The sequence below is a fragment of the Methylobacterium sp. E-046 genome (assembly GCF_022829625.1).
Classification (GTDB): domain Bacteria; phylum Pseudomonadota; class Alphaproteobacteria; order Rhizobiales; family Beijerinckiaceae; genus Methylobacterium; species Methylobacterium longum.
The window spans coordinates 42,733-64,367 of record NZ_JAKSYP010000290.1 but is presented as its reverse complement, the minus strand read 5'-3'; the positions used below and the strand labels follow the sequence as shown (position 1 = coordinate 64,367).

Annotated in this window: 20 protein-coding genes; 8 read left to right on the top strand and 12 right to left on the bottom strand. The window is 70.1% G+C overall.

Annotated features, from left to right (window positions below):
* Positions 1-85 precede the first annotated feature (85 nt).
* Positions 86-787: an ABC transporter ATP-binding protein gene (locus tag MKK82_RS31950; RefSeq protein WP_373323234.1), complete on the top strand. Its 702-nt coding sequence runs from the start codon at positions 86-88 to the stop codon at positions 785-787.
* A complete protein-coding gene (locus MKK82_RS31945; protein ID WP_238284568.1) occupies positions 787-3,366 on the top strand; it encodes an ABC transporter permease in 2,580 nt (859 codons plus the stop codon). The genes MKK82_RS31950 and MKK82_RS31945 overlap by 1 nt, the downstream gene beginning before the upstream one ends.
* Before the next feature lie 18 nt (positions 3,367-3,384).
* Here the strand turns inward: MKK82_RS31945 and MKK82_RS31940 are convergent, their stop codons facing one another.
* Entirely contained in the window at positions 3,385-3,573 is a 189-nt protein-coding gene (locus MKK82_RS31940) for a hypothetical protein (RefSeq protein ID WP_238284567.1), read from the bottom strand.
* A 373-nt stretch (positions 3,574-3,946) separates the two neighbouring features.
* On the opposite strand from MKK82_RS31940, the gene parE reads away from it, so the two are divergent.
* The gene (gene parE / locus MKK82_RS31935; RefSeq protein WP_238284566.1) at positions 3,947-6,007 is read left to right on the top strand and encodes a DNA topoisomerase IV subunit B; all 2,061 of its coding nucleotides are present in this window, start codon (positions 3,947-3,949) and stop codon (positions 6,005-6,007) included.
* A gap of 97 nt (positions 6,008-6,104) precedes the next feature.
* Here the strand turns inward: parE and MKK82_RS31930 are convergent, their stop codons facing one another.
* A complete protein-coding gene (locus MKK82_RS31930; protein ID WP_238284565.1) occupies positions 6,105-6,596 on the bottom strand; it encodes a PRC-barrel domain-containing protein in 492 nt (163 codons plus the stop codon).
* Between the two features lie 189 nt (positions 6,597-6,785).
* Positions 6,786-7,652, bottom strand: a complete 867-nt coding sequence (locus MKK82_RS31925; RefSeq protein ID WP_238284564.1) for an outer membrane protein — start codon at positions 7,650-7,652, stop codon at positions 6,786-6,788.
* A 418-nt stretch (positions 7,653-8,070) separates the two neighbouring features.
* On the opposite strand from MKK82_RS31925, the gene MKK82_RS31920 reads away from it, so the two are divergent.
* The 3 genes from MKK82_RS31920 to MKK82_RS31910 all read left to right on the top strand — a co-directional run bounded on the left by MKK82_RS31920 (position 8,071) and on the right by MKK82_RS31910 (position 11,325).
* On the top strand, positions 8,071-8,469 hold the full coding sequence (locus MKK82_RS31920; RefSeq protein WP_238284563.1) for a hypothetical protein: 399 nt from the start codon (positions 8,071-8,073) through the stop codon (positions 8,467-8,469).
* 188 nt (positions 8,470-8,657) lie between these two features.
* Positions 8,658-10,163 (top strand): DEAD/DEAH box helicase, encoded by a 1,506-nt coding sequence (locus tag MKK82_RS31915; RefSeq protein WP_238284562.1) that lies wholly within the window; start codon positions 8,658-8,660, stop codon positions 10,161-10,163.
* A gap of 103 nt (positions 10,164-10,266) precedes the next feature.
* The gene (locus MKK82_RS31910) at positions 10,267-11,325 is read left to right on the top strand and encodes a GGDEF domain-containing protein (protein WP_243987964.1); all 1,059 of its coding nucleotides are present in this window, start codon (positions 10,267-10,269) and stop codon (positions 11,323-11,325) included.
* A 24-nt stretch (positions 11,326-11,349) separates the two neighbouring features.
* Here the strand turns inward: MKK82_RS31910 and MKK82_RS31905 are convergent, their stop codons facing one another.
* Both MKK82_RS31905 and MKK82_RS31900 read right to left on the bottom strand, forming a co-directional pair.
* A complete protein-coding gene (locus MKK82_RS31905) occupies positions 11,350-11,727 on the bottom strand; it encodes a HesB/IscA family protein (RefSeq protein WP_238284560.1) in 378 nt (125 codons plus the stop codon).
* A 122-nt stretch (positions 11,728-11,849) separates the two neighbouring features.
* On the bottom strand, positions 11,850-12,833 hold the full coding sequence (locus MKK82_RS31900) for a threo-3-hydroxy-L-aspartate ammonia-lyase (RefSeq protein ID WP_238284559.1): 984 nt from the start codon (positions 12,831-12,833) through the stop codon (positions 11,850-11,852).
* Between the two features lie 224 nt (positions 12,834-13,057).
* On the opposite strand from MKK82_RS31900, the gene MKK82_RS31895 reads away from it, so the two are divergent.
* Entirely contained in the window at positions 13,058-13,282 is a 225-nt protein-coding gene (locus MKK82_RS31895) for a hypothetical protein (protein WP_238284558.1), read from the top strand.
* Between the two features lie 45 nt (positions 13,283-13,327).
* On the opposite strand, the gene lpdA is transcribed toward MKK82_RS31895, so the two are convergent.
* The 7 genes from lpdA to MKK82_RS31860 form a co-directional block, all read right to left on the bottom strand.
* Entirely contained in the window at positions 13,328-14,767 is a 1,440-nt protein-coding gene (gene lpdA / locus MKK82_RS31890) for a dihydrolipoyl dehydrogenase (protein ID WP_243987963.1), read from the bottom strand.
* A 13-nt stretch (positions 14,768-14,780) separates the two neighbouring features.
* Entirely contained in the window at positions 14,781-16,196 is a 1,416-nt protein-coding gene (locus MKK82_RS31885) for a pyruvate dehydrogenase complex dihydrolipoamide acetyltransferase (RefSeq protein ID WP_238284556.1), read from the bottom strand.
* Positions 16,197-16,200: 4 nt separating this feature from the next.
* A complete protein-coding gene (locus tag MKK82_RS31880; RefSeq protein ID WP_238284555.1) occupies positions 16,201-16,794 on the bottom strand; it encodes a Uma2 family endonuclease in 594 nt (197 codons plus the stop codon).
* A 15-nt stretch (positions 16,795-16,809) separates the two neighbouring features.
* Positions 16,810-17,097 (bottom strand): DUF5076 domain-containing protein, encoded by a 288-nt coding sequence (locus MKK82_RS31875; protein WP_238284554.1) that lies wholly within the window; start codon positions 17,095-17,097, stop codon positions 16,810-16,812.
* Positions 17,098-17,166: 69 nt separating this feature from the next.
* Positions 17,167-18,609, bottom strand: coding sequence for a pyruvate dehydrogenase complex E1 component subunit beta (locus MKK82_RS31870; RefSeq protein ID WP_238284553.1), 1,443 nt, complete (start codon positions 18,607-18,609; stop codon positions 17,167-17,169).
* A 58-nt stretch (positions 18,610-18,667) separates the two neighbouring features.
* Positions 18,668-19,756: a pyruvate dehydrogenase (acetyl-transferring) E1 component subunit alpha gene (pdhA, locus tag MKK82_RS31865; RefSeq protein WP_238284552.1), complete on the bottom strand. Its 1,089-nt coding sequence runs from the start codon at positions 19,754-19,756 to the stop codon at positions 18,668-18,670.
* 138 nt (positions 19,757-19,894) lie between these two features.
* Positions 19,895-20,206 carry an FtsB family cell division protein gene (locus MKK82_RS31860; protein WP_238284551.1) on the bottom strand — a complete coding sequence of 104 codons (312 nt, stop codon included), beginning with the start codon at positions 20,204-20,206 and terminating at the stop codon, positions 19,895-19,897.
* An 80-nt stretch (positions 20,207-20,286) separates the two neighbouring features.
* On the opposite strand from MKK82_RS31860, the gene MKK82_RS31855 reads away from it, so the two are divergent.
* Positions 20,287-21,522, top strand: coding sequence for an adenylate/guanylate cyclase domain-containing protein (locus MKK82_RS31855; protein ID WP_238284550.1), 1,236 nt, complete (start codon positions 20,287-20,289; stop codon positions 21,520-21,522).
* Positions 21,523-21,635: the final 113 nt, after the last annotated feature.

Sequence of the window (21,635 nt, the reverse complement as noted above, 5' to 3'; positions counted from 1 at the left end):
GCAGCCAAGATCGCAGCCAAGGGGATCGACCCCACGTGAGGACCTCGCGCACCATGCTCGTCATCGCCCACAGATCGGCTCACCGGTGAGCCAAGACAAGGTGTTGCGTGAGCCGGCGATCGCGCTGTCGGACATCGACCTCAGCCTCGGCCGCGGCGCCGCCCGGGTCCACGTCCTGCGCGGCATCTCGCTCACCGTCCGTCGCGGCGAGGCGGTGGGCCTCGTCGGCCCCTCCGGCTCCGGCAAGTCGACGCTGCTGATGGTCATGGCCGGCCTGGAGCGGCCCGATTCCGGCGGCGTCGTCATCGAGGAAACCGACCTCGTCCGCCTCGACGAGGATGCCTTGGCCCGGTTCCGGGGCCGGCGGATCGGCATCGTGTTCCAGGCCTTCCACCTGGTGCCGACCATGACGGCCCTGGAGAACGTGGCGCTGCCGCTGGAACTCGCCGACCGGCCCGGCGCCCTGGAGCGCGCCCGCGCCGAGCTGGAAGCTGTCGGCCTCGGGCACCGGCTGCACCATTACCCGGCGCAGCTCTCCGGCGGCGAGCAGCAGCGCGTGGCCATCGCGCGCGCCGTCGCCCCCGACCCGGCGATCCTGGTGGCCGACGAGCCCACCGGCAACCTCGACGAGGCCACGGGCCGGCAGATCGTCGATCTCCTGTTCCGGCTCAAGCGCGACCGCGGCGCGACGCTCGTGCTGGTCACCCACGACAACGGCCTCGCACGCCTGTGCGACCGCACCGTCCGGCTGCGCTCGGGACGGATCGAGGACGCGGTGACCGCCTGATGCACGGTACCCTCACCCGCCCCGGCCCTGCGCCCCGCCGCATCCCGCTCACCGTGCGGCTCGCGCTGCGCGAACTGCGCGCCGGCCTCGGCGGCTTCGCGGTGTTCCTCGCCTGCATCGCGCTGGGCGTCGCGGCGATCGCCGGCGTCGCGTCGATCTCGCGCTCGCTGTCGGACGGGCTCGGCCGGGAGGGGCGCCGGATCCTCGGCGGCGACCTCGCCTACAACCTGATCAACCGGGAGGCGACCGAGGCGGAGCGGCAGGCCCTCTCGCGGGAGGGCCGGCTCGACGTGGTGGCGTCCCTGCGCGCCATGGCGGTGGCGGGCAGCGGCGACGCCGCCCTGGTCGAGCTGAAGGCCGTCGATCCCGCCACCTACCCGGCCGCGGGTGAGATCGTCACCGAGCCGCCCGGTCGGCTCGCCGACCTGTTGGCGGACCGGGACGGCCAGTCGGGGGCCCTGGCCGATCCGGCGTTGTTGACCCGCCTCGACGTGAAGGTCGGCGACCGTATCGCGCTGGCCGGGCACGACGTGACGATCCGCGGCACCATCGTGTCGGAGCCCGACAAGATCGCCGGCGGCATCGGCTTCGGGCCGCGGCTGATGATCTCCGAGCCGACGCTGCGCGCCACCGGCCTCGTCCAGCCCGGCAGCCTCAACCGCTGGAGCTATCGGATCGTCCTGCCCCAGGACGCCGCCGGGGCGGCGGGCCTCGAGGCCACCCAGGCCCGCATCCGCGCGTCGACCCCGGAGGCGGGGTGGGAGATCCGGTCGCGCACCAATGCCGATCCGCGCTTTTCCAAGAGCATCGAGCGCTTCACGCAGTTCCTGACGCTGGTGGGCCTGACTGCCCTGATCGTCGGCGGCGTCGGCGTCGGCAACGCCGTCCACGCCTTCGTGGAGCGCAAGCGGCCTTCGATCGCGACCCTCAAGAGCGTCGGCGCGCCGGGCTCGCAGGTGGTCGTTCTCTACCTGACGCAGGTGATGCTGATCGCCGGCCTCGGCACCGGGATCGGCCTCGCGATCGGCGCGAGCCTGCCCTTCCTCCTGGACGCCCTGTTCGCGGCCGATCTGCCCCTGCCGCTCAACCCGACGCTCGCCCCCGGGGAACTGGCGCTCGCCGCCGCCTACGGGCTGATCACCGCCTTCGCGTTCGCGATCACGCCGCTCGGCCGGGCCCACGACGTGCCGGTCTCCGGCCTGTTCCGCGACACGGTCGACCCGTCCCGGGTGCGCCCGCGCTGGCGCTACCGGATCTGGCTCACCGCGAGTCTCGCCGCCCTTGTCGGCCTGTCGGTGGCCACCGCCTTCGACCGGCGTGTGGCGCTGATCTTCATCGCGGCCGCCGCCATCGCGTTCGGCCTGCTGCACGGGGTGGCGCTCGGCCTGATGGCCCTCGCCCGCCGCCTGCCGCATCCGCGCTGGCCGGCGCCCCGGATGGCGCTCGCCAACCTCCACCGGCCCGGCGCCCTGACGCCCGCCATCGTCCTGTCGCTGGGGCTCGGCGTGACGCTCCTCGTGACGCTCAGCCTGATCGACGCCAATGTCCGCCGCACGATCAGCGCGACCCTGCCGGCCCGGGCGCCGAACCTGTTCTTCCTCGACGTTCCGTCCCGGGATGCGGATGCGTTCCGCGCGTTCCTGGCGCGCTCCGCGCCGAACGCGAAGATCGAGGACGTGCCGATGATGCGCGGGCGGATCGTCGCCCTGAACGGCGTGCCGGCCAACAAGATCCGGCCCCCGGAGGACGCCGCCTGGGTGCTCGACGGCGACCGGGGCATCACCTACGCCGACACCGTTCCGGAGGGTTCGAGCCTCACCGACGGCGCGTGGTGGAGCGCCGAGCAGGGCGCCAAGCCCCTGGTCTCCTTCGAGGCCGACCTCGCCCGCCAGCTCGGCCTCAAGCTCGGCGACACCATCACGGTCAACGTGCTCGGGCGCGACCTCACCGCGACGATCTTCAACCTGCGCCGGGTGGAGTGGCGCAACCTCGGCATCAACTTCGTGATGGTGTTCTCGCCCGGCACCTTCCGGGGGGCGCCGCATTCCGACCTCGCCACGCTGACGCTCCCCGGCGGCACCGACGCGCCGACCGAGAACCACATCCTGCGGGATGTCGCGAAGACCTTCCCGTCGGTCAGCGCCGTGCGGGTCAAGGACGCCCTGGACGCCATCGGCGACCTCGTCGGTCGGCTGGTCTTGGCGATCCGCGGGGCAAGTGCCGTGGCCGTCCTGGCGAGCCTGTTCGTGCTGGCTGGCGCCATCGCGGCCGGTCACCGGGCGCGGCTCTACGACGCCGTGGTGCTCAAGGTGCTGGGGGCGAGCCGCGCGCGGCTTCTGACCGCCTACGGACTCGAATACGCAGCCCTCGGCCTCGTGACGGCCCTGTTCGGCCTCGCCGCCGGAACCCTCGCCGGCTGGGTGATCGTCGCCAAGGTCATGCACCTCGACTTCCGGCTCGACCTCTCCGGAGCGCTCCTGGCGGCGGGGGCCGCGGTGGCCTTGGCGATCCTCTTGGGCCTCGCCGGCACGTGGCGGATCCTGGGGCAGAAGCCGGCGCCCTACCTGCGACAGATCTGAGGGCCGCGCGCGCCCGGCTCAGACCAGGTAGGTGATCGTCGCCGCGACCACGGTCGCGAAGGTCGCCAGCGCGATCGTCGTGGACATCACCAGAGCGCGGACGGGCGGCACGCCGGTCGCCTCGTCCTCGCATCCGAAGGCGGCACCGGCCGCGTGCTCGAAGCGGATCAGGGTCAGGCGGCGGGCCTCGATCGCGGCGTCACTCATCGACTGCGGCTCCCTGACCACGGTCAAGATTATTCTGGCCTTCAACGTCGATCCCGTGGAACGGTTCCGGGGGAGAACTGCCGAGGCCGTACGGGCGGGTCACGACGAAGCCTTAACCCCGATTTGTGCAACGTCGTGATGACAGACGGATTCGACGTTCCGGCCGGGCGTGGCGCGGCGGCCCTCGCTCGCGGCGGCGCAGCATGCGATGATGGGTCCGCATCGCCCGGGGGCGAACGGCTTTGATGTTTCTGTTTTGTTCCGCTATCATGCGGGGATGAAGGCGCATGCTCCACAATCCCGGACTCATTCTCCCCAGAACCGTGTGCGCGAGCCGGAGCCGGCCGATGCGCCGCGGGCGCGGAGGCCGCGCGTGAGCGATACGGCGCGCGACCTGTTCGGACCGGGCAGCAAGGGAACGGCCGCCCGGCTACCCGAGCCCCGCAGGCGGCTCGCCGCCTCGGCCTCGGTGGCGGCGATCGCGGCGGCCGAGCCGGAAGCCGGCTACACCGCCTCCGACATCGAGGTGCTGGAGGGACTGGAGCCCGTCCGGCGCCGGCCCGGCATGTATATCGGCGGCACCGACGAGCGGGCGCTGCATCACCTCTTCGCCGAGGTGATCGACAATTCCATGGACGAGGCGGTGGCCGGCCATGCCAGCTTCATCGAGGTGGAGCTGGAGGAGACCGGCGCCCTCGTGGTCACCGACAACGGCCGCGGCATCCCGGTCGACCCGCACCCGAAATTCCCCGGCAAGTCGGCGCTGGAGGTCATCATGACCACGCTGCACGCCGGCGGTAAGTTCGACTCGAAGGTCTACGAGACCTCGGGCGGCCTGCACGGCGTCGGCATCTCGGTGGTGAACGCGCTCTCCGACGTGCTGGAGGTCGAGGTCGCGCGCAACCAGACCCTCTATCGTCAGACCTTCTCGCGGGGCCACGCGCAGGGCGCGCTGGAGCTGATCGGCCGGGTGCAGAACCGCCGCGGCACCAGGGTCCGCTTCCACCCGGATTCCCAGATCTTCGGCTCGCTGAAGTTCGACCCGCGCCGCCTGTTCAAGATGGCGCGGTCGAAGGCCTACCTGTTCGGCGGCGTCGAGATCCGCTGGCGCTGCGCCCCCGCGCTCCTCGAAGGGCTGGAGGATGTCCCAGCCGAGGCCGTGCATCGCTTCCCCGACGGCCTGCGCGACTACCTCGCCCGGGACATCGACGGCAAGGAACTGGTCACCGAGGCGATGTTCTCCGGCAAGATCACCAAGCCGGGCTCCCACGGGTCGCTGGAATGGTCGGTGGCCTGGATGGTCACCGAGGACGGGTTCTCGCATTCCTACTGCAACACGATCCCGACGCCGGAGGGCGGCACCCACGAGGCCGGCCTGCGGGTCGCCCTGCTTCGCGGCCTGCGCGAGCACGCCGAGCGCGTGAATCAGGCCAAGCGCATGACCGCCGTCACCACGGACGACGTCATGGCGACCTGCGCGTCGATGCTGTCGGTCTTCATCCGCGAGCCCGAATTCCAGGGCCAGACCAAGGACAAGCTTGCCACCGTGGAGGCGCAGCGCATCGTCGAGACGGCGGTGCGCGACGCGTTCGACCACTGGCTGGCCGCCTCCCCGGCCCAGGCCAACAAGCTGCTCGACTGGGTGATCGACCGGGCCGAGGAGCGCCTGCGCCGCCGCCAGGAGAAGGAGGTCGCCCGCAAGAGCGCCACCCGCAAGCTGCGCCTGCCCGGCAAGCTCGCCGACTGCTCGGCGGCCGGCACCGCGGGTTCGGAGATCTTCATCGTCGAGGGCGACTCCGCCGGCGGCTCGGCCAAGCAGGCCCGCGACCGGGCCACCCAGGCGATCCTGCCGCTGCGCGGCAAGATCCTCAACGTCGCCTCGGCCTCGCGGGACAAGCTCGGCGCCAACCAGCTGATCTCGGACCTCACCCTGGCGCTCGGCTGCGGCACCGGCGCGGCCTTCCGCGAGGCGGACCTGCGCTACGACAAGGTGATCATCATGACGGACGCCGACGTCGACGGCGCCCACATCGCCTCGCTGCTGATCACCTTCTTCTACCGGCAGATGCCGAAGCTGATCGACCGCGGGCATCTCTACCTCGCGATCCCGCCGCTCTACCGGCTGCAGCAGGGCTCGAAGGTGGCCTATGCCCGCGACGATGCCGATCGGGAGCGGATCACCAAGACGGTGTTCAAGGGCGGCAAGGTCGAGATCGGGCGCTTCAAGGGCCTGGGCGAGATGATGCCGGCCCAGCTCAAGGAGACCACCATGGACCCGAAGAAGCGCACGCTCCTGCGGGTCGCGATCCTGGACGAGGCCCGGGAATCGACCGGCGACACCGTGGAGCGCCTGATGGGCAACAAGCCCGAGGCGCGCTTCGCCTTCATCAGCGAGCGGGCGGCCTTCGCCGAGGGCGCGGACCTCGACATCTGACGGCGGGTTCGCGGCGGCGCGGGCTCGGCGCCGCGAACGCAGGGCCCGCGTGCCATCGCCTCGCCCGCGACGGCGTCACGCCTTCGCGGGCGGCCCGTCAGGGCGGGGTCATCACCTTGGCCGGGTCGAAGGGCTGGGCTGCCGCCACGGCGTCCTTGCTCAGGTTGAGGACCGCCGAGTACCGGTCGCCGCCGGGCCTCAGCACCAGGGCGCCGGGCTCCACCGCGATGACCTTGCTCCCGAGGCCGAGGAAGCCGCCGACGTCGATCACCACCGCCTTCAGCATCCCGCCCTCGGTGATCAGAAGGTCGTCGATCTTGCCGACGCTGTCGCCCCCGGCGTTCCGAACCGTCACGCCGATCATCTTCGTGGTCAGGAAGGTCACGGGCTTGAGCCCCTGACGCTTGGCGGCGTCCTCGGCGCTCGCGGCCTCCATGAGCCGGCCGGCGCCGCTGCCGTCCGTGGCGGTCCCGGGTCCGGTCCCCGGCAGCACCGTGTTCCTGCCGATCACGGTGGCATCCTGGGCGCGGGCCGGTGCGCCCGCCAATCCCAGGGCCGTCAGCGAGAGGAGAAGGATTGAGCTGCGCACGGCTGGTCGCTCCCGAGCGCCCAGGCTCGTCGCGGCGCTGCCGGGCCAATGGGCCGGCGCCGGCGTGGTTCCGGAGCCGCATGTCGCACCCGCCGCCGGGCCCGCGGTCCGAAAACGCGAAAGGGCCCGGCCGTGAAGCCGGACCCTCCCGAGGCGTGGAGCCGGCCTAGCCGGCTCCGGTCGGCGATCCTAGTACGAGCCGAACTTGTAGTTCAGGCCGGCGCGGACGACGGCGAACTCGGTGTTGGCGGCGGCGCCGTTGAGGTAGGCGGTGCCGTTCGGGGCCAGCAGGGTCGGGTAGAACACGCCGCCGGCGGCGTTCTTCTGGCGCTCGAGGTTAACGTACAGGCCTTCGACCTTGAGCGTGACGGCCGAGGAGCGGAAGAAGTTCAGGAAGGAGTCGGTGGGCAGGGCGTACTCGATGCCGCCGCCGACCGCGTAGCCGGTGCGGAAGCTGTCGCGGAAGCGGTTGCCGGCGAAGTTCTGGTCGTCCTGGCCCGATCCGTAGGCGAAGCCGCCGGTGCCGTACACGAGGGTGCGGTCGAAGGCGTAGCCGAGGCGGCCGCGCACGGTGCCGAAGTAGTCGAGGCCGTTGCCGCTGGTGGCGACGAAGGCGCGCGGGGCCGAGAAGGCGACGCCGGGAGCGCCGACCACGCCGTAGTTCTGCGTGGCGTTGGCGCGGCGGGCGAAGTCGACATACTGGGCGTCGGCCTCGAAGCCGATCACGACGCCCGAGCCCGGCGTGAACTGGTAGTTGTAGCCGATCTGCGCGCCGCCGGTGAAGCCGTCGTTGTTGCTGCGGTTGTTGACGCTGACCACGGCGTTGGTGTTGCCGGAATTGATCAGCGAGCCGGCGGGCAGCCCGTAGTTGGCGGTGTTGCGGCTGCTGGCGTCGAAGCCGTAGCCGGCGTTCACACCGAAGTAGAAGCCAGTCCACGTGAAGACCGGGACCGGCGTGAACACTGGCGGCGGCGCGGCGCGGCGGGGCAGATCGGCCGCGGATGCTGCAGCGGACATGCCGGCGAGGACGGTCGATGCGAGGAGAAGCTTCTTCATGGTTCCAAAGGTCCTGGTTAGCTTGAGCCGGCAGCCTTCTAGGCGCTCTCGGTCGGCAGGTCTGTCGCTTTCCTGCAACAAGCCAGTTGAGACTAGGACGATCACGTCAACGAAAGGTGAAGACTAACGGAACCCAACCTCAGCACCCGCCGCGGACGCGCCATGCGGATCGGGTAGAAGGTGGTGAAACCGTCCGACACTTGCTGGGTCTCGATGCGACGATGTTCCGGAAGATCGGGCCGGATCCGATGCGATGGTTCATCTCTTCATTGACGCACGGCGAAGGCTGCCGTTGTATTTTGGCACATGCGACGCCGCGGGGTCGGCTCGGCCGTAAGCGTGCGGTTAACCGTGTTGCTGAATGGTGCGCGTGGGCCGGCACCATGTCGGGCCGGAAGGACCGCCGAGGAATCCGCCCATGCACAGCCGCGACGACCGGGGCGTCCAGCCCTTCGGCAGGCGCCGGCCCCCGGACGGCTCGACCGGCCCGGGGGGGCTCCGGACCTCCGATCTTGTCCGCTCCGACGTTCCGGGCTCCGACGTCCTGGGCTCCGACTTGGGGAGCGTCGGCCGCGCGGCGACGCCCCTCGCCTGGGCCCTGCGCGTGTCGGCGGGTGTCGGACTCCTCGCCGTGGTGGCCACGATGCAGCTCGCCCGGCTGAGCGGATCGGACGAGACCCCGGTCCGCGTCACCCTGAATGCCGCTGCTGTGCCAGCCGACCCGGACACGACAGGCGCGATCCTGCCGGCCGGAGCTGCCCGGGCGACCCGGCTCAACCCGTGCCTCGTCCCGGCCGCGGACCACCTCCGGCCCTGATCGGCTGTGCGCGGCGGCGACGTGGCGCGCATTGCGTGATTGACAAGACGCGCCAAGCCCCTAACTGACAGGAACCATGCGCCCTGCGGCCCCGGGAGCATCCGAGCATTCCCGTGCGTGCCTTCCCCAGCCGTTGCCGCGACGGTGTCCATCGCGCCGGCCGGGCGCGCAACGGTTCCTGAACGCAGATGCCTTTTTCCGACCTGGGACTGAGCGATAAAGTCCTGAACGCCGTCGAGACGGCGGGTTACACCGAGCCGACGCCGATTCAGGCGGAAGCCATCCCCCACGTGCTGGCTCGCCGCGACGTCCTCGGCATCGCCCAGACGGGTACCGGCAAGACCGCAGCGTTCACGCTGCCGATGCTGACGCTCCTGGAGAACGGCCGCGCCCGCGCCCGGATGCCGCGCACGCTCATCCTGGAGCCGACGCGGGAACTGGCCGCGCAGGTGGTCGAGAATTTCGACCGCTACGGGACCAACCACAAGCTCAACGTGGCCCTGATCATCGGCGGCGTCTCGTTCGCCGACCAGGACGCCAAGCTGATGCGCGGCACCGACGTGCTGATCGCGACACCCGGCCGACTCCTCGACCATTTCGAGCGCGGCAAGCTGCTGCTCACCGGTGTCGAGCTCCTGGTGATCGACGAGGCCGACCGCATGCTCGACATGGGGTTCATCCCCGACATCGAGCGCATCGTGAAGATGGTGCCGTTCACCCGGCAGACCCTGTTCTTCTCCGCGACCATGCCGCCGGAGATCGAGCGGCTGGCGGACATGTTCCTGCACAACCCGCAGCGGGTCGAGGTGGCCCGGCCAGCCTCCACGGCGACGACGATCACGCAGCGGCTGGTCGCAACCGGTTCGGAGGGGCATGCCAAGCGCGAGCGCCTGCGCGACCTGATCCGCGGCGAGGGCGAACTCAAGAACGGGATCATCTTCTGCAACCGCAAGCGCGACGTCGCCCTACTGCAGAAATCCTTGGTCAGCCACGGCTTCGACGCCGCGGCGCTGCACGGTGACATGGACCAGCGGGCCCGCACCACCGCCCTCGACGCGTTCCGCAACGGCGAAACCGCCCTGCTGGTGGCCAGCGATGTCGCCGCCCGCGGCCTCGACATCCCGGCGGTCAGTCACGTGTTCAACTTCGACGTGCCGCACCATCCCGAGGATTACGTCCATCGGATCGGGCGCACCGGGCGCGCCGGACGGTCGGGCACCGCGTACACGCTCGTATCCCCGGAGGATTCGCGCTCGCTGGGCGCCATCGAGGCGCTGATCGGCCAGCCGGTTCCTTGGTTCGACGGCGACTTGTCGACGATGGCGGACGCGTCCGCCGATACCGGCACCCGGCATCGCGGCCGGTCCGGCGAGGCCCGTCGCGGCGGGCGAACGGCCAAGGGCACTGGCCGGAGCGCCCCCGCCAAGGCCGCCGACGAGGGCGCGGATCGTACCAGCGCCCGGGGCAGCCGCGGCGCCGCGACGGCGCAGCGCGCCGAGGCGCGGCCTCCGGCATCGCGGCCCGAGGCCCGTCCCCCCGCATCGCGCGCCGAGGCTCGTCCTGCCCCGCGTCGCGACATCAACCGCGAGGAGCGGGGACGCCGCCCCGAGACGGATGGCGAGACGCCCGTAGGCCTCGGCTCTCACGTTCCTGCCTTCCTGCTTCGTCCAGTCTTGGCAAAAAAAGAGAAGTAACAGCAGCCTTTTCGGGTTTAACTCTCCGGCTACCATCCTGCTCTAGATTGATCTTCGAGCCACGGCGTATCGGAACGTCGGCGACTCCGGGCGGCGGGACAGGATGAGCCAGGATACCCCTTCGGATCGCGATCGCAGCTTCGCCCTGGCGAAGCGCGCCAACGATCTGATTCACGATTACGGCCCCTGCGCGACGCCGCGCGCCTACGCCGTCTGGTATTCCTACGTGTCGGGCGATCTGCCGCTGCTCGGCGACGCCGTGAAGCGCCTGACCGCGCAGAACGGATGCCTGACGGAATCCGACATCGACACCCTGCACGAAACCCACTTGGACGGCCGGAGGCTGGCGAGCGCCGCCGACGACGTCAGCCGCGTCGTGCTGAGCGAGATCGCGGCGGTGACCGAAATCTTGGACCTCTCGCTCGGCTCCACCGCCCAGTACGGCGAATCCCTGCGTGGCCTGGCGCAGGACCTCGCCCAGGGGGTCCCGAGCCGCGCGCGCCTCGGCGAGATCCTCTCGACGCTGGTCTCCACCACCCGCGAGGTCGTCGCCAACAATCGCATCCTGGAGGCCCGGATGCGCGACACCCGCGGCGAGATCGAGACCCTGCGCGAGAAGCTCGAAGCGACCCGGCTCGAGAGCCTCACCGACACGCTCACCAGCCTGTTCAACCGCAAGCATTTCGAGGAGACCCTGAAGGCCACGATCGACGCCGCCCGCGGACGGGCGACGCCCATGAGCCTGATCATCCTCGACATCGACTTCTTCAAGCGTTTCAACGACCTGTACGGTCATCTCACCGGCGATCAGGTCCTGCGCCTCGTGGCCATCGTCATGCGCGAGAGCGCGGGCAAGCAGGCGTTCCTGGCGCGGTTCGGCGGCGAGGAGTTCGGCATCGTGCTGCCCGGCGTGGATCGAGCCGCGGCCCGGCAGCTGGCCGAGACGGTCCGGGCCAGCGTGATGGGACGCGAATTGGTCAAGCGCTCGACGGGAGAATCGCTTGGCAAGATCACCGTGTCCCTCGGGATCGCCGTGCTCCGCCAGGGCGACACGCCGGCCTCGCTCATGGAGCGGGCCGACCTGTGCATGTTCGCGGCCAAGCGCGCGGGTCGAAACCGTGCCGTGGACGACACGGCCGAGTCGCTGTCTCAGGTGGCCTGAGCAGCCGCCCGAGTGGCGGCCGGTTCAGGCCCGGGCCGGCATCCGGTCGGCGTCGACCGGCGTGATCGCGACGGATTCGCCGCAGCCGCAAGCCGAGGTCTGGTTCGGGTTGTTGAACACGAACTGCGACGCCAGCTTGTTGGTGGTGAAATCCATCTCGGTGCCGAGCAGGAACAGGACCGCCTTCGGATCGACGAAGACCCGGACGCCGCGATCCTCGACCACGTCCTCGCCGGGCTTGACCGCCTCGGCATACTCCATCGTGTAGGACATGCCGGCGCAGCCGCCGTTGCGGACGCCGACCCGCAGGCCCGCGATCGGCCGGTCGGCCTCCGCCATGATCGCCTTGATCCGATCGGCGGCGCGATCGGTCAGCGAGAGAACCTTGAACCCAGTCGACATCGTCACCCTCCCGCCCAGCCGGGTTCAAGGCCCGGGGACGCGCATTCTGACAGCCACAAGATAAGCATCCGTCCGCGGACGGTCCACCGCGGCGGGGTCACACCCGCCCGGCATTCGGCGCGTCAGGCATCCGCGGCGGTGAGACGCGCGAAAGTGGCGAGGTCGACGTTGCCGCCGCTGATCACCACGCCCACGCGCTTGTCTTTCACATCCACGAGCCCGTGGAGCAAAGCCGCCGCCGCCAGGCAGCCGGTCGGTTCGACCAGGATCTTCATCCGGGTCGCGAAGAACCGCATAGTCTCGACGAGCTGCCCGTCCGTGACGGTGAGGATGTCGGTGACGTGCCGGCGGATGATCGCGAAGGTGAGGTCGCCGAGCGCTGTCGACTGCGCCCCATCGGCGATGGTGCGGGGCACCGGGATCGTCACCACCTGCCCCTCCCGGAACGAGCGCTGGCCATCGTTACCGGCCTCCGGCTCGACGCCGAAGACCCGGCAGCCTGGCGAGAGCGCAGCGGCGGCCAGTGCGCAGCCCGCGAGCTGGCCGCCGCCGCCGAGGCAGGCCACCAGAACGTCCAGGGGGCCCACCGTCTCGATCAGCTCCTGCGCGAGCGTCCCCTGCCCGGCGATGACGTCGCGATGGTTGAACGGCGGGATGACGGTCAGGCCCCGTGGGCCCGCGATCTCCCGTCCCAGCGCCTCCCGGTCCTGGCTGTAGCGGTCGTACAGGACCACCTCGGCGCCGTAGCCGCGGGTGGCGGCGATCTTGGCGGCCGGCGCGTCGCCCGGCATGATGATCGTCGCGGGGACGCCGAGGAGCCGGCTCGCCAGGGCGATAGCCTGGGCGTGGTTGCCCGACGAGAAGGTGAGCACACCGCGAGTGCGAGACGCCTCCGGCAGGGCGCTGATGGCGTTGTAGGCCCCGCGGAACTTGAAGGCGCCGGCCCGCTGGAGGTTCTCGGCCTTGAAGAACAGTCTCCCGCCGGTCATCGCGTCGGCCGTGCGCGAGGTCAGGACGGGGGTACGGTGCGCGATGCCCGCGATGCGCTCCGCGGCGCGTTCGACATCCGCGAAGGTGGGAAGGCCGTCCGTGTCCGCGTCCCGCATCGAATTCGCAACTTCCCTGTCTGCCGCTGCGCTACCCATAGGGCCGATTGCCGTCGGGCGCATCCCACCCGAGCCGCGTGTCCGAAGCGGAGCCATTCGGCAACTCACGGATTGTCGCTGCAGGGCAAACTTGGCCGGAACGCCGGGGGCGTGATCGGGATGCGGATGGAATCGTCGGACGGTCAGTGCGCGCCGGTCAGCCGGCATGCGCCGAGCAGGATCGCATGAGTGCCTGGGCGCGGGACCGGGCCTCGGGCGACGGGGAGACGGAGGTCACGTTCCGGGGACGGGGTCTGGCGCTCCGGTCCGGCACGCGGCTGATCCTGCTCGTCTGCCCGCTCTGCTCGCAGCGCAACGCGCAGCGGGGAGCCGAGCGGGGCATCTGCGAATGGTGCGCCTACGTGCCGTCCCCGGAGGAGGCGGAGCCGGTAGAGGCCGGGCGGGGGTGATCCGGGCGCCGCGACCGCCTTCGGCCGGGCGCCGCGACCCTGTTCCTACGTGTGGATCACCTTCCCATACGCATCGAGCACGCTCTCGTGCATCATCTCGCTGAGCGTCGGGTGCGGGAACACCGTGTGCATCAGCTCCTCCTCGGTGCTCTCCAGATTCATCGCCACCACGTAGCCCTGGATCAGCTCGGTTACTTCCGCGCCGACCATGTGGGCACCGAGCAGCTGGCCGGTCTTGGCGTCGAACACGGTCTTGATCAGCCCGTCCGGCTCACCCAGCGCGATCGCCTTGCCGTTGCCCGCGAATGGGAAGCGGCCGACCTTGACGGCAAAACCCAGCTCCTTGGCCTTGGCCTCGGTCAGACCGACGCTGGCGATCTGCGGCTGGCAATAGGTGCAGCCCGGGATCTTGGCCTTGTCCATCGGATGGGTGTGCAGGCCCTTGATGGTCTCGATGCAGATGACGCCCTCGTGCTCGGCCTTGTGGGCGAGCATCGGCGGCCCGGCGACGTCGCCGATCGCGTAGAGGCCGGGCACGTTGGTGCGGCCGAGCCCGTCGGTCACGACGATCCCGCGATTGATCGTCACGCCGAGCTTCTCGAGGCCGATACTCTCGATGTTGCCCACGACGCCCACGGCCGAGATCAGCTTCTCGGCGGTGATCTGCTGGGTCTTGCCGTCGCCGCCCTCGACGGTGGCGGTGACCGAGTTCGCGCCCTTCTCGACCTTGGTCACCTTGGCGCCGGTGAGGATCTTGATGCCCTGCTTCTCGAAGCGCTTGCGGGCGAGGCCCGCGATCTCGGCATCCTCCACGGGCAGGATCTGCGGCAGCAGCTCGACCACGGTCACCTCGGCGCCCATGGTCCGGTAGAACGAGGCGAACTCGATCCCGATCGCGCCCGAGCCCATCACCAGCAGGCTCTTGGGCATGGTCTCGGGGACCATGGCCTCGTAGTAGGTCCAGATCAGCTTTTTGTCGGGCTCGATGCCGGGGATCGCCCGGGGCCGGGCGCCGGTCGCCACGATGATGTGCTTGGCCTGATAGGTGCCGGCGCCCTTGGCGCCCTTCGGCGCCTCTGCGCGCTTGGTCTCCTTCACGGTGACTTGGCCGGGCTGGTTGCCCTTGGCGACGTTGTCGACCGCGGCCTCGCCCCAGATCACGTCGACCTTGTTCTTCTTGAGCAGCATGCCGACGCCGCCGTTGAGCCGGCCCGAGACGCCGCGGGAGCGCTTCACGATCGCGGCGGTGTCGAACCCGACCTTCTCGGCCGTCAGGCCGTAATCGCCGGCGTGCTGGAAGTAGTGGTAGATCTCGGCCGAGCGGAGCAGGGCCTTGGTGGGGATGCAGCCCCAGTTCAGGCAGATGCCGCCGAGATGCTCGCGGTCGACCACGGCGGTCTTGAAGCCGAGCTGCGCCGCGCGGATCGCCGTGACGTAGCCGCCGGGGCCGGCGCCGATGATGAGGACGTCGTAGGTGTCGGACATCGTGTGCTCCGGCTCAGACCAGCATGCCCATCGGGTTCTCGATCAGCCCCTTGAAGGCCGAGACCAGCTCCGCCCCGAGCGCCCCGTCGAGCACCCGGTGGTCGCACGACAGGGTGCAGGTCATGACCTGGACCACCGCCGGCGCCCCGTCCTTCACGACGACGCGCTTCTCGCCCGCGCCCACCGCCAGGATGCTCGATTGCGGCGGGTTGATCACCGCGGTGAAGTGCTTGATTCCGAACATGCCGAGGTTCGACACCGAGGTGACGCCACCCTGGTACTCCTCGGGCTTCAGCTTCTTGGCGCGCGCCCGGGCCGCGAAATCCTTCATCTCGTTGGAGATGGTGGACAGCGTCTTCTCGTTGGCCCGGCGGATCACCGGGGTGAACAACCCGCCGTCGATCGCCACCGCGACGCCGACCTCGGCGTTCTTGAAGCGCAGGATCCGGTCCTCGGCCCAGACCGCGTTGGCGGCCGGCACCCGGGTGAGCGCGAGGCCCATGGCCTTGATGACGAAGTCGTTGACCGAGAGCTTGAAGGCGGGCTTCCCGTCCTTGTCCTTGCCGGCGGAGCCGTTGAGGGTCTCGCGCAGCTTCATCAGCGCGTCGAGTTCACAATCCACCGTCAGGTAGAAGTGCGGCGCCACCTGCATCGCCTCGGTGAGGCGCTTGGCGATGGTCTTGCGCATGCCGTCGAGCGGCACTTCCTCGTACGCATCCTTGGCGAAGAAGCCCTTGACCTGATCGGTCGTGAGCCCGGCCGGTGCGCCGCCCGCGGGGGCAGCCTTGGGAGCGGGGGCTGCCGCCTTGGGCGCCTCCGCTCCGGCCTGAGGCGCCGGCGCCTTTGTGGTGCCGGAGGCCTTCGCGGCCTGGACGTCGCGGGCGATGATGCGGCCGTGCGGGCCGCTACCCTGGACGGCGCCGAGTTCGACCCCCTCCTGCTTGGCGATCCGCCGGGCGAGCGGCGAGGCGAAGACACGGCCGCCCGAGCCGGCCTGCCCGGCCGCCTGTGGGGCTCCGGTCGGCTGTGCGCCCTCCGGCGCGGCGTTCACCCGCTCGTACGACATGTGACCGCCGCCGGGCGTGGTATTCTGCGAGGCGGCCGACGGTTCGGCCTTCTCCGCCTTGACCTCGCCGTTGGACGCCGCCTTGGGCGCGCCGCCGGCCTGCACGCTCGAGGGATCCTCGCCCTCGGCGGCGATGATCGCGATCAGGCCGTTGACCGGCACGTCCGCCGTGCCCTCGGGCACGAGGATCTTGGCGAGGACGCCCTCGTCGATCGCTTCCACCTCCATGGTGGCCTTGTCGGTCTCGATCTCGGCCAGCACGTCGCCGGACTTGATCGCGTCGCCCTCCTTCTTGAGCCACTTGGCGAGGTTGCCCTTCTCCATGGTCGGCGAGAGGGCGGGCATCAGCACGTTGATCGGCATGGCATCAGGTCTCGGGCAAGGCCGGGGCGGCCGGATCGTCGAAGGGGAAGTGGTCGTCGAGGGGAAACGGCACGGCGTCGATGGGTGGCAGCTCTACGGTCTCGCCGCGCTGGATGGTGGCGGGGAGCACCCACCGCCCGTCCGCAAGCCCGAAGCCTTCGAGCACGCCCGCGGCCGGGCCGAGCAGCCAGAGATGGCCGATCCCGGCATCCCCATAGATCCGGCGCTTCGGACCCCGATCGAGGCGGGTGGTCGACGGCGAGACGATCTCGCAGACCATGTCCGGGGCGTTCTCGATGACGGTGTCCTGGGGGTCGGTCGGCATCCGCGCGCGGCGCCAGACCGCCAGATCGGGCACGACCACCTGGGATCCAAGGTGAAGTTCCGGCTCGATGAAGAACACCGGTCCGCCAGGACCATCACGGCCGCGTGCGAAGGGCCGATTCAACTCTCCCGACAGGCGGGCTGCTGCGATCCCTTGCCGGGGCCGCGGACGCGGATGCGTCTCCGGCACCCCGTCGATGATCTCGGCGACGCGATGCTCCGAAACCGCTTCGAGATCCGCGTAGCTCGCCTGCCGGACCGCCGCCTCAGCCATGGTCGGGTACCATCGCTAGTTGAGGCCGCCGGGGTCGAGCCCCTCGGCCTCCCAGCCGGCACGGATGCGCTCGACCGCCTCCTCTTCCGACATGTCGGTCTCCAGCGCGTAGGCGCGGGCGGCCTGCCGGGCGAGGTCGGCCAGCAGCCGGCCCCAGGTCGCTGGGTCGTCGAAGGAGCGGCGGAGCGCGACGCTGACCGCGCCATCGACCACGGCCGCGCGCAGCACCTCGATGCCACCCTGTTCCTGGGCGTCGGGCGGGATGGCGAGTTCGGCGAAGTCGCTGCTGGAATCTTGGCTCATGGTGCGCCGGCTATTCCCTGACCCCCTGCCGAGACGGAGACGGGATCATGGATCCCGCCCGCGCACCGGTCACTTGTAGCAGACGCTCTTGGCCGCCTCGACGACCTCCGCCACGTTCGGCAGCGCCAACTTCTCCAGGTTGGCGGCGTAGGGCATCGGCACGTCCTTGCCGGTGATGCGCAGGACCGGTGCGTCGAGGTAGTCGAACGCGTCGACCATCAGGCGGGCCACGATCTCGGCGCCGATGCCGGATTGCGGGAACCCCTCCTCGACGGTGATGCAGCGGCCGGTCTTCTTCACCGACTTGACCACCGTCTCAGAATCCATCGGGCGGATCGTGCGCAGGTCGATGACCTCGGCCTCGATGCCCTGCTCGGCGAGCACCTGCGCCGCCTTGAGCGCGTAGGTCATGCCGATCGAGAACGACACGATGGTCACGTCCGTGCCGGGCCGGTGGATCCGAGCCTTTCCGATCGGCAGCACGAAATCGTCGAGCTGCGGCACCGGGAAGGACTGCCCGTACAGGATCTCGTTCTCGAGGAAGATCACCGGGTTCGGGTCGCGGATCGCGGCCTTGAGCAGGCCCTTGGCGTCCGAGGCCGTGTAGGGCGCGATCACCTTCAGGCCCGGGACGTTGGAGTACCACGCGGCGTAGTCGTGGCTGTGCTGCGCGCCGACGCGGGCGGCCGCGCCGTTGGGTCCGCGGAACACGATCGGGCAGCCGAGCTGGCCGCCGGACATGTAGAGGGTCTTGGCGGCCGAGTTGATGATGTGATCGATCGCCTGCATGGCGAAGTTGAAGGTCATGAACTCGATGATCGGCTTCAGGCCTGCGAGCGCCGCGCCGACGCCGATTCCCGCGAAGCCGTGCTCGGTGATCGGCGTGTCGACCACGCGCTTGGCGCCGAATTCCTGCAGGAGGTTCTGGGTGATCTTGTAGGCGCCCTGATACTCAGCGACCTCCTCGCCCATCACAAACACGTCGCCGTCGCGCCGCATCTCCTCGGCCATGGCGTCGCGCAGGGCCTCGCGCACGGTCGTGGTGACCATCGGCGTGCCCGCCGGGAACTCCTCCATCACCGGCTCGTCGGCCTTGTTGGTGATGACGGCCGGAGCTGCCGGCGCCTTCGGGGCGTCCTCGCCGGTCTTGGCGGCGGGCGCGGCCGTGTCGGCCATGCCTTCGGCCTGCATGTCGGGGGTCGGGGCCGGGTGGCCGCCGGTGCCGTTGGGCTTGGCGCCGCCGCCGGACTGGACGCTCGCCGGATCCTCGCCCTCGCCGGCGATGATGGCGATCGGCGTGTTCACCGCGACGCCCTCGGTGCCCTCGGCGATCAGGATCTTGGCGAGGACGCCCTCGTCGATCGCCTCCACCTCCATGGTGGCCTTGTCGGTCTCGATCTCGGCCAGCACGTCGCCGGACTTGATCGGATCGCCCTCCTTCTTCAGCCACTTGGCGAGCTTGCCCTCCTCCATGGTGGGCGAGAGGGCGGGCATCAGGATGTCGGTCGCCATGCTCAGCTCTGCGGTCGTCGTCTCGATGGGGGGGCGGCCAGCGTCGTCGGCGACGCGCTCAGGCGTGCGCGTCCAGCAGGATGTCGGTCCAGAGCTCCGACGGATCCGGCTCGGGATCGTTGGTGGCGAACTCGGCCGAGGCGTTGACGGTCTCGCGGACCTTGGCGTCGGTCGCCTTGAGATCCGCCTCCGGCACCCCGTGCAGTTCGAGCAGGCGCTTGCGCACCATCTCGATCGGGTCGTGCTCGTCGCGCATCTTCGAGACTTCGTCCTTGGTCCGGTACTTGGCCGGGTCGGACATCGAGTGGCCGCGGTAGCGGTAGGTCTGCATCTCCAGGATGTAGGGGCCCTGGCCCGTGCGGGCGTGCTCGATCGCCCGCGTGGCCGCCTCGCGCACCGTGCGCACGTCCATGCCGTCGACCTGCTCGCCCGGGATGCCGAACGAGAGGCCGCGCTTCGAGAAGTCCGTCTGCGCCGAGGCCCGGGCAACCGAGGTGCCCATGGCGTAGCGGTTGTTCTCGATGACGTAGACCACCGGCAGCTTCCAGAGCGCCGCCATGTTGAAGCTCTCGTAGACCTGACCCTGGTTGGCGGCGCCGTCGCCCATGTAGGTCAGGCTGACTTTGCCGTTCTCCCGGTAATGGTCGGCGAAGGCGAGACCGGTGCCGAGGGAGACCTGGGCGCCGACGATCCCGTGGCCGCCGAAGAACTGCTTCTCGCGGCTGAACATGTGCATCGAGCCGCCCTTGCCGCGACTGTAGCCGCCGCGGCGTCCGGTCAGCTCGGCCATGACGCCCTTCGGGTCCATGCCGCAGGCGAGCATGTGGCCGTGGTCGCGGTATCCGGTGATGACTTGGTCGCCCTCGACCGAGGCCATCTGCATGCCGATCACAACGGCTTCCTGCCCGATGTAGAGGTGGCAGAAGCCGCCGATCAGGCCCATGCCGTAGAGCTGGCCGGCCTTCTCCTCGAAACGCCGGATCAGCAGCATCTCGTGGTAGGCGTGGAGGTCTTCCTCGCGGGTGAACTGCGGCATGTTGGGCGCCGGCTTGTGGGCCTCGACGACCTGAGGACTTCCGGCCGGAGGACTCGCGGCCTGCGTTTGCGAGGACGGTGCGTCCTTGGCAGGCTCCTTGGCGGCATCCATCGGCGCTCTCCCCGTGATTCCACGCGACTTCGTGGGGGTGTAGGACAGCGCTGAGGGGAAAGCGAGGGCTGCCGCTCTGACAGGAGGCCGCTCTTGTCAGAGGGTCGCGGGGACTAGGGAATACTTCGGTCCGGACGGTCAGGGCGTGATGATGACCACGTCGTTCGCGTGCACACGCCCGAGCACGATCCGCGCGCGCTCTTCCAGGAGATCGCGGTCGATCTGATCGCTCTTCAGGAGCGTCACCCTGTGTTCCCAGGTGGCGCGCTCGGCCCTGACGGCGGCCAGTTCCTGGTTCAGACCGTAGGCCCGGATCTTGAGGGCCTTCTTGGCCTCCAGGCCGCGGTTGCCACTCTCGGCCTGCCACACGAAGTAGCCGACCACGAGCGCCGACAGGGTCCAGAGACCCAGCGGCAACACGACCATTCTGACTCGGCGGCGCACGACCATGGCGCGACCGTGGCGCGGAAAGGTTAATGGATCCTGTCGGTCGCGCCACGACCAGTACGAACAGAGGATAATCTCGAGGGATGGACCTGACGCTTCTGGGCCGCTGGATCGCCGAGCACGCCACGGCGACGGACGATCACGACCTCCTGCTGACCGGCTTCTGCGAGGCGCTGGCCGGCGCCGGCATCCCGGTCTGGCGGGTCAGCGTGATGACCCCGGCGCTCGACCCGATGCTGCGCGGCGTCAGCCTGAATTGGCACGCGGGCGAGGGGATGTCCTTCGTGGCCAACGCCCACGGCTCCGACGAGGAGAGCGACTGGCTGTTCAGCCCCGTCTACGCGCTGGTGGAGAAGGGCGAGACCTTCGGGCGCTGGCGCCTCGATGCACCGGACTTGGAGGCGGATTTCCCGGTCCTGAAGGCGCTCGGCGCACAGGGTGGGGTCGACTACGTGCTTCACATCGTGGAGTTCGCACCCGGTACGGCGCTGCAAGGCATCGCGGTGTCGTTCTGCACCCGCGACGTGTCCGGCTTCACCGAGGGCCACCTGTCGGCCATCGCCGATGTCCTCCCGTTCCTGACCCTGGCGATCGCCAAGATCGGCCTGGCTCACACGTTCCGCGAGGTGTCGGCGACCTATCTCGGCCGCTCCACCGCCGAGCGCATCCTCAACGGCCAGATCCGGCGCGGCGAGGGGCGCGCCGTGCCGGCGGCCATCCTGCTGACGGACCTGCGCGGCTTCACGGCCCTGGCCGACCGGGTGGACCCGGCCGACATGGTCACGTGGCTCAACGAGCATTTCGATGCCCTCGGCGACCCGGTGGCGCGGCACGGCGGCGAGATCCTGAAATTCCTCGGTGACGGATTCCTGGCGATCTTCCCGGTGCCGGACGCCGGAACCCTCCCCTGCCCGGTCTGCGGCGGCGCCCTGGACGCCGCGATCGACGGCCTCGCCGCGAACGCGGCGCTGAATGCCCGCCGCCGCACGGCGGGACTGCCCGAACTCGCGGCCGAATGCGTCGTGCATTTCGGGACGGTGATCTACGGCAATGTCGGGACCGAACGGCGCCTCGACTTCACGATCATCGGGCGAGCGGTCAACGAGGCCAGCCGCATCGAGAGCCAATGCGCGGCACTCGGCCACGAACTGCTGGTGTCGGATTCCTTCGCCGAGCGCTGCGCCCGGAGGCTCGAGCCGGTCGGAACGATCGATTTGCGGGGCCTGTCGCGACCGATGCGGGTCTGGACGGTGCCCGAGGAGCCGTCCGGCGCCGCCTCCGCCGAACAGGGCACGGGTTCACCGGCGAGGACGGTGTGACCGAGACACGGGGATCCGGTCCGGAGACGAGAAGCGACGGGCTCCGCGCCCCAGCCTCACCCGAATATGGCCTGTCCGGGTCGGCATCCGAGGCGGGCTCGCCCGCTACCGGA

Bases quoted from the DNA above. Each gene is read 5' to 3' on its own strand.
- MKK82_RS31945 (WP_238284568.1), top strand. From the start codon at position 787: ATGCACGGTACCCTCACCCGCCCCGGCCCTGCGCCCCGCCGCATCCCG.
- MKK82_RS31940 (WP_238284567.1), bottom strand. From the start codon at position 3,573: ATGAGTGACGCCGCGATCGAGGCCCGCCGCCTGACCCTGATCCGCTTC.
- MKK82_RS31925 (WP_238284564.1), bottom strand. From the start codon at position 7,652: ATGAAGAAGCTTCTCCTCGCATCGACCGTCCTCGCCGGCATGTCCGCT.
- MKK82_RS31920 (WP_238284563.1), top strand. From the start codon at position 8,071: ATGCACAGCCGCGACGACCGGGGCGTCCAGCCCTTCGGCAGGCGCCGG.
- MKK82_RS31915 (WP_238284562.1), top strand. From the start codon at position 8,658: ATGCCTTTTTCCGACCTGGGACTGAGCGATAAAGTCCTGAACGCCGTC.
- MKK82_RS31910 (WP_243987964.1), top strand. From the start codon at position 10,267: ATGAGCCAGGATACCCCTTCGGATCGCGATCGCAGCTTCGCCCTGGCG.
- MKK82_RS31905 (WP_238284560.1), bottom strand. From the start codon at position 11,727: ATGTCGACTGGGTTCAAGGTTCTCTCGCTGACCGATCGCGCCGCCGAT.
- MKK82_RS31900 (WP_238284559.1), bottom strand. From the start codon at position 12,833: ATGCGGGACGCGGACACGGACGGCCTTCCCACCTTCGCGGATGTCGAA.
- MKK82_RS31895 (WP_238284558.1), top strand. From the start codon at position 13,058: ATGAGTGCCTGGGCGCGGGACCGGGCCTCGGGCGACGGGGAGACGGAG.
- lpdA (WP_243987963.1), bottom strand. From the start codon at position 14,767: ATGTCCGACACCTACGACGTCCTCATCATCGGCGCCGGCCCCGGCGGC.
- MKK82_RS31885 (WP_238284556.1), bottom strand. From the start codon at position 16,196: ATGCCGATCAACGTGCTGATGCCCGCCCTCTCGCCGACCATGGAGAAG.
- MKK82_RS31880 (WP_238284555.1), bottom strand. From the start codon at position 16,794: ATGGCTGAGGCGGCGGTCCGGCAGGCGAGCTACGCGGATCTCGAAGCG.
- MKK82_RS31875 (WP_238284554.1), bottom strand. From the start codon at position 17,097: ATGAGCCAAGATTCCAGCAGCGACTTCGCCGAACTCGCCATCCCGCCC.
- MKK82_RS31870 (WP_238284553.1), bottom strand. From the start codon at position 18,609: ATGGCGACCGACATCCTGATGCCCGCCCTCTCGCCCACCATGGAGGAG.
- pdhA (WP_238284552.1), bottom strand. From the start codon at position 19,756: ATGGATGCCGCCAAGGAGCCTGCCAAGGACGCACCGTCCTCGCAAACG.
- MKK82_RS31860 (WP_238284551.1), bottom strand. From the start codon at position 20,206: ATGGTCGTGCGCCGCCGAGTCAGAATGGTCGTGTTGCCGCTGGGTCTC.
- MKK82_RS31855 (WP_238284550.1), top strand. From the start codon at position 20,287: ATGGACCTGACGCTTCTGGGCCGCTGGATCGCCGAGCACGCCACGGCG.